This window comes from Kitasatospora sp. NPDC058184 (assembly GCF_042883725.1).
Classification (GTDB): domain Bacteria; phylum Actinomycetota; class Actinomycetes; order Streptomycetales; family Streptomycetaceae; genus Kitasatospora.
In genome coordinates, this window is the sequence record NZ_JBHVVE010000015.1 from 222177 (window position 1) to 233138 (window position 10962).

The 10962-nt window shown below is 72.6% G+C and carries 13 protein-coding genes; 7 read left to right on the forward strand and 6 right to left on the reverse strand.

The annotated features are described in order from the left end of the window. The first annotated feature begins 10 nt into the window (after positions 1–10). The 3 genes from ACFVXH_RS27085 (at position 11) to ACFVXH_RS27095 (ending at position 3476) form a co-directional block, all read left to right on the forward strand. A complete protein-coding gene (locus ACFVXH_RS27085) occupies positions 11–1318 on the forward strand; it encodes an MFS transporter (protein ID WP_387827987.1) in 1308 nt (435 codons plus the stop codon). Continuing rightward, positions 1315–2055, forward strand: a complete 741-nt coding sequence (locus tag ACFVXH_RS27090) for a class I SAM-dependent methyltransferase (RefSeq protein WP_387827990.1) — start codon at positions 1315–1317, stop codon at positions 2053–2055. Before ACFVXH_RS27085 ends, ACFVXH_RS27090 begins: the two co-directional genes overlap by 4 nt. Before the next feature lie 74 nt (positions 2056–2129). After that, entirely contained in the window at positions 2130–3476 is a 1347-nt protein-coding gene (locus ACFVXH_RS27095) for a hypothetical protein (protein ID WP_387827993.1), read from the forward strand. A 102-nt stretch (positions 3477–3578) separates the two neighbouring features. On the opposite strand, the gene ACFVXH_RS27100 is transcribed toward ACFVXH_RS27095, so the two are convergent. After that, positions 3579–4337: a hypothetical protein gene (locus ACFVXH_RS27100; RefSeq protein ID WP_387827995.1), complete on the reverse strand. Its 759-nt coding sequence runs from the start codon at positions 4335–4337 to the stop codon at positions 3579–3581. 252 nt (positions 4338–4589) lie between these two features. Here ACFVXH_RS27100 and ACFVXH_RS27105 point away from each other — a divergent pair, with 252 nt between their 5' ends. Together ACFVXH_RS27105 and ACFVXH_RS27110 are read left to right on the forward strand one after the other, a co-directional pair. Beyond that, the gene (locus tag ACFVXH_RS27105) at positions 4590–5102 is read left to right on the forward strand and encodes a SigE family RNA polymerase sigma factor (RefSeq protein ID WP_387827998.1); all 513 of its coding nucleotides are present in this window, start codon (positions 4590–4592) and stop codon (positions 5100–5102) included. Continuing rightward, complete coding sequence (locus ACFVXH_RS27110; protein ID WP_387828001.1) at positions 5095–5937, forward strand: hypothetical protein; 843 nt, start codon at positions 5095–5097, stop codon at positions 5935–5937. Before ACFVXH_RS27105 ends, ACFVXH_RS27110 begins: the two co-directional genes overlap by 8 nt. A 16-nt stretch (positions 5938–5953) precedes the next feature. On the opposite strand, the gene ACFVXH_RS27115 is transcribed toward ACFVXH_RS27110, so the two are convergent. The 5 genes from ACFVXH_RS27115 to ACFVXH_RS27135 form a co-directional block, all read right to left on the reverse strand. Continuing rightward, positions 5954–6403: a GNAT family N-acetyltransferase gene (locus tag ACFVXH_RS27115; protein WP_387828004.1), complete on the reverse strand. Its 450-nt coding sequence runs from the start codon at positions 6401–6403 to the stop codon at positions 5954–5956. Between the two features lie 149 nt (positions 6404–6552). After that, positions 6553–6684: a DUF6126 family protein gene (locus ACFVXH_RS27120; RefSeq protein WP_220450012.1), complete on the reverse strand. Its 132-nt coding sequence runs from the start codon at positions 6682–6684 to the stop codon at positions 6553–6555. Between the two features lie 73 nt (positions 6685–6757). Beyond that, on the reverse strand, positions 6758–8401 hold the full coding sequence (locus ACFVXH_RS27125) for a SulP family inorganic anion transporter (RefSeq protein ID WP_387828026.1): 1644 nt from the start codon (positions 8399–8401) through the stop codon (positions 6758–6760). 80 nt (positions 8402–8481) lie between these two features. Continuing rightward, positions 8482–8838 (reverse strand): helix-turn-helix transcriptional regulator, encoded by a 357-nt coding sequence (locus tag ACFVXH_RS27130; protein ID WP_074005869.1) that lies wholly within the window; start codon positions 8836–8838, stop codon positions 8482–8484. Between the two features lie 2 nt (positions 8839–8840). After that, positions 8841–9032, reverse strand: a complete 192-nt coding sequence (locus ACFVXH_RS27135) for a hypothetical protein (protein WP_117486199.1) — start codon at positions 9030–9032, stop codon at positions 8841–8843. A 639-nt stretch (positions 9033–9671) separates the two neighbouring features. Here ACFVXH_RS27135 and ACFVXH_RS27140 point away from each other — a divergent pair. Together ACFVXH_RS27140 and ACFVXH_RS27145 are read left to right on the forward strand one after the other, a co-directional pair. Next, positions 9672–10028, forward strand: a complete 357-nt coding sequence (locus tag ACFVXH_RS27140) for a beta/gamma crystallin domain-containing protein (RefSeq protein ID WP_049649160.1) — start codon at positions 9672–9674, stop codon at positions 10026–10028. Positions 10029–10303: 275 nt separating this feature from the next. Further along, positions 10304–10774 (forward strand): hypothetical protein, encoded by a 471-nt coding sequence (locus tag ACFVXH_RS27145; RefSeq protein WP_074005865.1) that lies wholly within the window; start codon positions 10304–10306, stop codon positions 10772–10774. The last annotated feature ends 188 nt before the right edge of the window (positions 10775–10962 follow it).

The following is a 10962-nucleotide window of genomic DNA, read 5'->3' on the forward strand; positions in this document are numbered from 1 at the left end:
AAGGCCTTGTGTGCGCGCCGACCTCTCCATCCTCCGAGACCGCTCCTTCCTGCTGCTGTTCTCCGCCCGGTCCGTCTCCCTCCTGGGTGACGCCATCGCACCGGTGGCGCTCGCCTTCGCCGTCCTCGGAATGCCGGACGGCTCGGGTTCGACCCTCGGGATCGTCGCCGCCGCCCGGATCGCCGCCCAGGTCGCGTTCCTGCTGTACGGCGGTGTCCTGGCCGACCGGCTGCCGCGGCACCGGGTCATGGTCGGGGCGGACCTGACCGCGGGTCTCGCCCAGGGAGCGGTCGCGGTCCTGGTGCTGACCGGGACGGACTCCCTGGCGGGCCTGGTCGTCCTGTCGATGGTCAGCGGCGCCGCCAGCGCGCTGTTCACCCCGGCGTCCCGGAGCGTCACGGTGCAGCTCGTGCCCGCCGAGAAGATCCAGTCCGCCAACGCGCTGGTCCAGCTGTCGATGAACGCGGGCAGCATCGGCGGCGCGGCCCTCGCGGGCGTGCTGGTCGTCCTGCTCGGCGCCGGCTGGGCACTGGTGGTGGACGCGGCGACGTTCCTGGTGTCCGCGGTGCTCCTCGCCGGAGTCCGGCTGACCGGCACGGCGGACCAGCCGTCGCCCACGGAGGAAGGGATCTTCTTCCAACTCCGGCACGGGTGGCGGGAGTTCACCGAACGGACCTGGCTGTGGGCGGCGGTGGCGCAACTCGCGCTGGTGAACGTGTGCATCGGCGCCGGCTTCATCGTGCTGGGACCGGTCGAGGCCGAGGCGCACCTCGGCGGCGCCTCCGGATGGGCCGCCGTCCTCACCGCGCAGGCGGTCGGCTTCGTGGCGGGCAGCCTGCTGGCCATCCGGCTGCGGCCCCGCCGGCCCCTGCGGGCCGCGGTGCTGTTCACCCTGGGGATCGTGCCGTCCCTGGTCGCGCTGGCCTGCGCCGCGCCGGTCGCCGTCACCGCCGGCGCGATGTTCGTCACCGGCCTGTGCATGAGCCTCAACGACGTCACCTTCCTCACGGCACTGCAGAAGCACGTGCCGGAGGAGTCGATGTCCCGGGTGATGTCCTACGACGCCTTCGGCTCGTTCGTCTTCCTCCCGCTCGGCCTGGCGGTCGCCGCCCCGATCGCGGACCGCGTCGGCAGCGGCGCCGTCTTCCTGGGCGCGGCCTGCCTGGTCGCCGCGACCGCGGGCGTCGTGCTGGCCGTCCCGGGGGTCCGCACCCTGCCGTCCGAGCCGCAGGCCGCGGCGGAGGCGGGGGCGGACCGTCCGCAACAGGCTTCGGCAGCAGTGCCGGCATCCGTCCGTACGACCAAGGAGGACCAATGACCGACGACACCCGGGAGCAGGGCACGCGCGGTTCCGTGGCGGCACCGGAAGCCGACGGGCCACCGCGCGTGCCGCTCCAGGAGACCTTCGCCCGGATCTACGCCAGCGGGGCCTGGACCCTGACCGAGGACAGCGGGGCCGACGACGACGAATCCCGCTCCGGCCTCGGGTCGAACCTGGCCCAGACGGCCGCGCTGCGTGCCGAACTGCCGTCCCTGCTCGCCGAGCTCGGCGTCCGGAGCCTGCTCGACGCGCCGTGCGGGGACTTCTTCTGGATGTCCAGGGTCGACCTGGGCGTCGACCGCTACACCGGTGCCGACATCGTCCCCGCGGTGGTCGAGCGCAACCGGGCGCGCTTCGCCCGCGCCGACCGCGAGTTCCGGGTCCTCGACCTCACCCGCGACCCGCTGCCGGAGGTCGACCTGGTGTTCTCCCGCGACTGCCTGGTGCACCTCGGAGACGACGACGTCCACCGCGCGCTGGACAACATCCGGCGCAGCGGCTCGACCTACCTGGCGACGACCACCTTCATCGGGCGGGCCGGGAACGAGGCCGCCACCGATGCGGGCGGCTGGCGTCCGCTCAACCTCCGGCGGGCCCCCTTCCTGCTGCCCGAGCCCTTCCGGGTGCTCGACGAGCAGTGCACCGAGGTCTACGTCACCGAGGAGGACGGCACACGGGTCGAGCACCGCTTCGCCGACAAGTCGATCGGGGTGTGGCGGATCGCCGACCTCTAGACCTGCCGTCCCACCCGTCTTCCCGGTCCGCCCGCGGACCGCCGCCCCCTCAGCCCCACAACGAAGGAGAAGCCTTGCCCCAGGACCAGCCCTCGGCCCTGATCGTCGGCACGGACCCGTACGCGATGCGCGCCTGCCTCAGGAACGGCATCACGCCGTACGTGGTGCACGGCCCGCACCTGGCGGACTGGGGCTACCTGAAGCTCCCGGACGGGGCCGTGGGGATCTTCGCCGAGGACCCGACGAGCATCGAGAGCGTCCTCCTCGCCCTGCGCCGGACCGGCGCCGCCGAGCGGGAGTTCCGCTTCCTCCAGACCTCCGACGAGGAGGCCCTGGTCACCGTCGCGGCACTCGCCCGGGTCCTGGACCTCCCGACGGCCGTGGCCGCGGACATCGCCCCGAACTTCCGGGACAAGTGGCTGCAGAAGCGGGCCGTCGCGGCGGCCGGCCTGGACGTCGGCGCCTCGCAGGTCATCGAGGACATCCACCACCTGGATCCGTCCGCCCTCGCGGACTTCGACAAGGCGGTGCTCAAGCCCATCGCCGGGGCGGGCACCCGGAACACCTCGGTCGTCCGGGGGCTGTCCGAGCTGATCGACACCTGCGCCGAGTACCGGCGCCGGGGCGTTCCGCAACGCACCTTCGTCCTGGAGCAGTTCACGCCGGGCGAGGAGTGGATGGCGGACGGCGTGGTCTTCGACGGCGAACTCCGGTTCCTCAGCGTGGGCACCTACGCGGAGCCGTGCCTGACCGCCGTCGACGCCAACCGGGTGCTCCAGCTGGAACGCTTCGACCCGACCGAGGACGCGGACGCCTTCGCCCTGGCGCGGCCGGTCGTGACGGAGGCGCTGCGGGCCCTCGGCCTGCGGCGCGGGGTGTTCCACATGGAGCTGTTCCGCCGGCCCGACACCGGCGGGCTCGTGTTCGGCGAGTGCGCCGCCCGCACCGGCGGCGGGCTGATCTCCGAAGCGGTGGCGTTCAAGTTCGGCGTGGACCTGGGCGAAGCCGCCATCCGGTGCGCGGAGGGGATCGAGCCGGCGATCGAGCCGGCCGTCCGCCCCGAGAGCGTCAGCACCCTCTTCCTCGCCAACCGGCCCGGTGTCCTGGTCGGCTATCCCTCACTGGAGCAGATCCGGGCCCTGCCCGGTGTCGAGCACGTGCGGCTGGACCTCCCGTACGGCTTCCGGACGGGGGACACGGTGCAGGACACCACCCAGGGGGTCGGGCAGGTCATGCTGAGCGGGCGCACCCGGGAGGAGGTGCGCAGCCGGCGCGAGTTCCTGACCCGGTGGTTCGACGAGCGCCTGGTGGTCGTGCCCGCCCACGCGACGTACCCGGAGCTGCGGAGCTGGCAGCGGGCCAACTGGCCGGAGACCGCCTCGGACTTCCGCACCTACGCGGAGCCCGAGCGGCAGCGCTGACCCGCTCGGCCCGGTTCGAAAGGCAGTGAGCCGGATCCTCCGCGGAGGATCCGGCTCACTGCCCCTGCGGAGGTCGCAACGGCCGCCCGCCCGGGGTGTCGCCTACGGGTGGGTGTTCTTGACCGTGGGCTGCGTCTTCTGGTTGTAGATCTCCTTGCCGTCCGCGTTGTAGGCGTGGACGTAGGGAGCCGGGGGGAAGGCGTTCGCGTCGGAGCCGGTGGAGATGGCAGCCGTGTAGGCGAAGGCGCCGCCCGCCATGACGGCCGGGTACTCCGTCGCGTCGTCGCCGTAGCTGATGGTGACCTTGGCGACGTCGGCGGTGTAGTGCCCGGCGCCCAGCGAGAGGACCTGCCCGGCACCGGCCGGCGTGCTGAAGCTGTCGAAGAACTCGACCAGGTGACCGGTGCCCCACAGGCGGTCGTTGATGAACGTCGCGGGCGAGGACATGCTGGTGCCCTTGTCGCCCTTCGACTCGCACTGCACGTACTGGCCGGCGGAGTCGACGGCGATGACCACGCCGTCGGTGTCCGACGAGGCGACGGGAGCGCGGACCCCGATCACCGCCTGGTACTGCGACGCCTCGGAACCCAGGCACGAGCCCAGGATCCCGGCGACGGTCCCGGCGTCGATCGGGGTCGTCGTCGTGCTGGTGACGGTGGAGGCCGCCGGGGTGGCAGTCGCTCCGGTCGCGGCCGAGCCGCCGCCGGAGGCCGGGGCGGCCGGGGCGGCCGGCGCGGCGGCGGGCTTGCTCTGGGCCGTGGGGGTGGCCGTGGGGGTGCCGGTCGCGGCGGTGGCCATTCCCCCCGCGGTCGCGATGGCCGCGGCGGTGGCGGTGATGATCATGATCGGGCGGATACGCATGAATCCGTGTCCCTTCCTGCGGGCGTCCGGTTGATACCCGCGCCCCTGTACGCCTCCCGACGCCCGAGCGGTCGCACCCCGCGCATGTGATCCAGGTCATAGGCCGTCGATGTAACCCTGGGACGGCGCTCGTGCGTACAGGGCGGGAGGCTCCACCCAGGACGCACGGCTGACCCGCCGTGGCCGAGAAGTGCTCCCTCGCGCACCGCCCGTGCCGCGAGCTGACGGACAGCCCCGGAGGAGAGGCCCTTGATGACGCCACAGGAGTTCGACGCGTTCTACGCGGCGTCCTTCTCCCGCCTCACCGGGCAGCTCTACGCGATAACCGGCAACTGGTCCGAAGCCCAGGACGTGGTCCAGGAGGCCTTCATCCGCGCCTGGGACCGCAGGCGCACCTTCGACCCCGGCAACGCCCCGGAGGCATGGATCCGGACCACGGCCCGGCGGCTGGCCCACTCCCGCTGGCGGCGCCTCGCCCGGGGCCTGCACCTGGCCGGACACCACCACCGCCACGAACCGTCCACCGTCGAGCCGCCCGCCGAGGAGCACCTGATGCTGGTCACCGCGCTCCGCGACCTACCCGAAGCACAGCGGATCGCCCTGGTCCTGCACCACATGTGCGACCTCTCCATCGAGCAGGTCTCCGCCGAGACCGGCGCCGGCATCAGCACCGTCAAGAGCCGCCTCGCCCGCGGCCGGACCGCGCTCGCGGCCAGACTCTCCGACCGGACCCCGACCAGCGAGGAAGGAAAGCTCCGTGTCTGACCCCGTCCACGACAGCCTCGACGACCGGCTGCGGCTGCTCGGCACGCAGATGCCGGCACCGACCCTGCCCGCTGCGGAGATCCGCAGACGCGCCGACCGGCGCCGCCACCGCCGACACGCCCTCGGCGCGACCGTGGCCTGCACCGCGGCGGCCCTGTGCCTGGCCCTCCCGTCCGTGCTGAACCCGCCGGGGCCACAACACCCACCGGCACCACAGCAGGGGCCGGCCGCCACAGGCACCCCCTCCGTGCCGGCCTCCCCCCACCCCCCGGCGGCTTTCACCGTCACCAGCACGACGACGACTCCGATCGAGGCCGGGGCCGTCACCGAGATCCTGGGCTCGTGCCTGGGCTCCGAGGCTTCGCAGTACCAGGCGGTGATCGCGGTCCGCGCTCCCGTCGCCTCCTCGGACACCGACGGCGTGGTCGTCGCCGTCGACTCCGCCGGCCAGTACGCGCAGTGCGAGTCGAAGGGCCGGACCGGGCACAGCATCTCCCTCCCCCCGACGTTCATCAACGACCGCCTGTGGGGCACCGGCCACTTGGTCGAGTTCTTCGACAGCTTCAACGCCCCGACCGGTGCCGGGCAGGTCCTCTCGCTGGGCGCCGGGCACTACACCGCCGACGTCGCCAAGGTCACCATCAGCTACGGCGACGACCCGACGCAGTACCCGGCCGTCATGGCGGGCGGCGCCTTCGTCTACACCGCGGCCGTCTCCACCGGCCCCGACGCGGACGCCTTCCCCCCGACCCCCTACGTCCACGCCTACAACGCGGACGGCAAGGAGATCTACAACCAGAGGACGCAGCCCACGGCCAAGGACACCCACCCGTAGGCGATGCCCCAGGACCTCAGCCGAGCCGCTTGAGCATCTTGACCGAGGTCGTCTCGTAGCCGAGCGACTCGTAGAGGCCGCGCGCGCCCGTGTTGAACCCGAAGACGCTGAGCCCGAGGGTATGGGCGCCCTGCGCCCGGGCGTACTCCTCGCCGAGGAGCATGGCCCTTCGCCCGAGGCCCAGCCCGCGCTTGTCGGCGTCGATCGCGATGTCCCAGATCCACCAGGAGCCGGCGTCCTCGCTCGTGTCCGGTCCGATCCAGAGGTGGCCGACGGTGGCCCCGGCGGCATCGACCACGTCGAAGAGCGCGTGCCCGGGGCTCGGTGTACCGGAGGGGAAGTAGCGGGCCATGCTGTCGGCCGCGTGCCGGCCGGCCTCGTCTGGCGTCTGCCCCGCAGCGACGAGGTCCTTGGCGTACTCGGCCCGGCTGCGATCGAGCCAGGCGGGCAGGAGTCGGGCGTCCATGGGGCGGAGGGTCGTAGACATCGGGCCAGCCTGCCACACTGCCGGCGCTGGAGCACTCCCGTTCCCGTCCAGGCGTTGCGACCACCCGTCAGCAGCGCGAACCCCGCCCGTTGTGGCAGCAGTTCGGGGGTCGGCGACCGGACGGGCGGTCAGTGGCGGTTGCCGAGGGCGAAGAGCAGGATGACGAAGCCGGCGAACAGGTGGGTGCCCAGGATGTAGATCCCGGCGCGGATGAGCATGGCCTTGCGCCGCTTCTTCTCGTCGCCGGTGGCGCTGCTCATGGTCGGTGCTCCTGGGGTCGGGTCGTGGGGCGGTCGTGCCGGGGCCTCGGGCGGATGTGCGGGCGCCGGGCGGTCATCGGTCCGTTCCCTTTCGTGCCGTGGCGTCCGCCAGGACTCCGGTGGTCCGCAGCTCGGTGCGGGCACGGGCGATGGCGTCCGGTGTCTGGGCGAAGACCCGCCCCTGCCGCTGGAGGGTGTCCAGGACGCCGAGGGCGTCCAGGGTCCGCCGGTGGCCGTCCGGCACCCCCGCGGCCAGGACGAGGATGCCGCGCCGTTCCAGCGTGCCGATCGCGTCGCCCAGCGCCAGGGCGCCCGTGGAGTCGATCGCGGTGACGTGGGACAGGCGCAGGATGACGGCCTTGACGTCGGTGGTCTCGGCGAGTTGGAGCAGGAAGCGGTGTGCGGCCGCGAAGAACACCGGCCCGTCTATCCGGTAGGCGACGATGTGCTCGGCGAGCAGCGCCCGCTCCTCCTCGTGATGCTCGGCCGGGGCCAGGCCGTCGTGCAGCGGCACCTGCTGGAGCCGCGCGGACCGCGCGACCTGGCGCAGGGCCAGGATCCCGGCGACGGCCAGGCCGACGACGACGGCCGTGACCAGGTCGAAGGCCAGGGTCGCGGCGGCGGTGAGCGCCAGAACGGCGGCCTCACCGCGTCCGCTGCGGGCCAGCGCCCGCAGTGAGGCCACCTCGACCATCCGGACCGCGGTGGCGATCAGGACGCCCGCGAGCGCGGCCAGCGGGATGCCCTCGACGAGCGGAGCGGCGGCGAAGACGACCACCGCGAGCACGGCGGCGTGCACCAGGGCGGCGAGCCGGGAGACGGCGCCGGAGCGGACGTTGACGGCGGTACGGGCGATCGCGCCGGTGGCGGCGACGCCACCGAACAGCGGGGCGACCAGGTTGGCCACTCCCTGGCCGAACAACTCCCGGTCGCTGTCGTGCCGTTCGGAAGCACTCATCGCGTCGGCGGCGGTCGCCGACATCAGCGACTCCAGCGCCGCCAGCGCGGCGACCGCGAGGGCCGCGGTGAGCAGGTGCGGCACCGCGCCGGGGTCGAGGAAGCCCAGCGACGGCAGCGGCAGACCGGCCGGGAGGTGGCCGATGGTCGCCACGTCCAGGTGGGCGAGGTCGGCCACCGCGGTCGCGGCGGCGACGGCGAGCAGCGAGAACGGGATGCCGGGGCGCAGCCGTGCGCCGACGAGCATCACCGCGGCGACGGCGAGCGCCACGGCGGGCGCGGCCGGGTGCGGGTGGCGGGCGAAGTCGGCGAGGGCCTGTCCGGCGACGGCCACGACGTTCTCGGCGTCGCCCTTGGTGCCGCCGAGGGCGGCGGGCACCTGCTGGAGTCCGATCACGCCGGCGATGCCGAGGGTGAAGCCCTCGACGACCGGCGCGGGGACGTAGGCCATGAAACGGCCGGCCCCGCCGAGGGCGAGGGCGACCAGCAGCAGGCCGGCGATCAGGCCGACGGTGAGGACGCCGGAGGTGCCGTACCGGTGCACGATCGGCACCAGGACCACGGTCATGGCGCCGGTCGGTCCGCTGACCTGGAGGTTGGAGCCGCCGAACACCGCGGCCAGCGCCCCGGCGACCACGGCGGTGGCCAGCCCGGCCTCGGCCCCCGCGCCGGAGGCGACGCCGAAGCCCAGCGCGAGCGGCAGCGCGACGATCGCCACCGTCAGACCGGCCACCAGGTCCTTGCGCGGTGAGCGCCCCATGGCGGCGAGGGCCGCGCGGTTCGGCAGGACGGCGCGTACTCGCCCGGCGGCCCGGCCCGCGAGGGTGGCCCGAGTGGCGCTCACGCCGTCTGCTCCGCCGCGTCCGGAAGCCCGGCCGAGCGCAGCTCGGCGAGCAGCGTCCCCTGGTCGGCGATCATCTCGGTGAGGATGCGGCGCGCGGCCCGCAGCAGCTCCGCGACGTCCGGCGTGCTCAGTGCGTAGACCACGGTGTTGCCCTCGCGGGTGGCCGTGACCAGGTTGCTGCGGCGCAGGACGGAGAGCTGCTGGGAGAGGCTGGACGGCTCGATCTCGATCGAGGCGAGCAGCTCGCGCACCGGACGCGGGCCGTCCTGGAGCAGTTCCAGCACGCGGATGCGCGCCGGGTGGCCGAGCGTGCGGAAGAACTCCGCCTTCGCCTGGTAGAGCGGGACGGCCATGCTCAGTCCTCTTCCTGTTCCTCGGCGGTGTGCTCGATCTCGATGCCGTGCTGGGCGGCGATCCGCAGCAGCTGTGTGACGCGTCCGGCGTACGCCTGCGCGCTGTCCTCGTCACCTGCCGTCCGAGCCTCGGCCCGCTGCCGGCGGGCCTCGTCGAGCTGCTCGCGAAGCTCCTGGTCGAATACGTCGCTCATGCGCCCCTCCTCGCCGCCGGCGCTGCCGCGCGCGACCGCATCTCTGCCGAGTACAGGGCAGCATCATCTATGCACTTGAAGAATTCTTCAAGTTGCGACTACTGCAAGTCGTCCTCCGCCCCGTCTTTACCGATGTCACCGTTCTGGACGGGCTGTCCCGGCCTGGCTCGACCGCGACCGCATCCGGGAGAGGACGCCGGAGAGACAGGTCGTCGCCGTCGCCACGGGCGGCCACGGCGGCCGCTTGGGGCGCGGGGACGCCGTCCACGCCCTCCCCCGACACCGCACGACACGTCCTGCGCGAACCCGCCAGCCCCACCCCCCTCTCCCAGCCAGGCGTCCCCCGACAGCTGTCGCGCGCGGTCGGCCGTCCGACCATCACCCCACGTCAGCACAGCACTTAGGCGACCCTCGGTCGACGGCCCGTCCGCTCGGCCCCGGAACCACTCGCGACCCACCAGAACACCACACCCCACGTCTCGCCGAAAACACGGAGGGAAATGTCCGAGAACACGTGAGGTCAGGCTTCGTTCGATTGACCGTCACAAAAGCGGTCTGGATACTGATCGAGCACGACGCAACCGAAACTCGTTGCGAAGCGGTCTCCGATTCGACATTTCATCCGACTGAGGAGAATCCATGATCTCGAAAGCCAAGAAGGTCGTGAGCTCGATGGCGATGGCCTTCGCCGCGGCCGCCACGCTCACCGTGGCCGTGCCGTCCGGCAACGCCTTCGCCATCGACCACGTCCAGTGCGACGGGAGCCGCAACGACTTCCTGAAGATCTGGTCGCACCTCGACGGCCGTGACAGCGTCGACTGCTACGCGAACGGGGGGTCGATCGGCTTCGGCGGGTGGTGGGTCGACCGGATCTCCACCGGGAACAACGACCTGGTCTACTCCGACGCCAACGGCGACTCGGTGCGGATCAACCGCTGGACCGACATCTCCTTCCCGAACCGCCCGCCGCGAGTCAACTCCATCCAGATCCTCTGACGAACCGGCGGAGCGCGCCCCGAACAGAAATTCGCCCGACCGAATCACCGGGAATTCCCACAGTGCTTCGATCGCCACCGAATCTTCTGTGACGTGAATTTGCTCCACCCCGGCTCACCGGCGCCGGCCACCCCCTCCAGGGGCTGGCCGGCGCCGGCATGCTGCGCCACGGCTGCCCGCCGAGCCCCGAACTCCGCACTCCGCAGGGGAAACCAGGTGCGGCAGCGCGGCCCTGCCTGGCATCATGGCGCCCATGATCACGTGTCGAAAGGCCGATGCCGCGTAGACGGCCCCGCGCACTGCGCGCCGAACGACCGGCCTCCCGCGTCTCGGGGCCGACCCCTCCGCTCCGGATCCACGGACTCTCCGACAGGGCGAGCCTGGCCGTCCACCGGGTCGAGCGCCTGAGCGACAGCTTCTACCTCCACGCGGGCGCCACCGACCGGGCGCTGCGGCGGTACCGCGAGTTCCTGCGCCCGCCGGGACGGCGTCCGCTGTACCCGCAGGAGTCGCATTGCCCGTGCCCGGGATGTTCCTTCGACGACGTCAGACACGCACGCGACGTGCTGGAGGAAGCCCTGGAGCGACTGCCGGAACGGGCCCGTGCCGAGCTCGGCCGACTCGTGAAGGCCCTGGACACGGTGTTCTTGCACCGTACCCTCCCCGACCCGTTCGCGGACCGGCGCCAGTGGCGCACGGAGTTCTGGTGGTACCGCCGCCTGGCCGATCGGTCGGAGTGGGGGTGACGGGTAGCGGTTCTCCGGTGCCCGCCGGGACGACGAAAGGCGGTGGTCCCCGGAGCACGGGCTCCGGGGACCACCGCCGGTCAGGCTGTCGTGCTAGGGCCTGTGTGATGTTGTGATCAATCTTCGGGTTCTGCCCCGCTCTGGGGCAGAACCCGGTAGGACTGTTGGATGTGACGCGCAGGCAACTC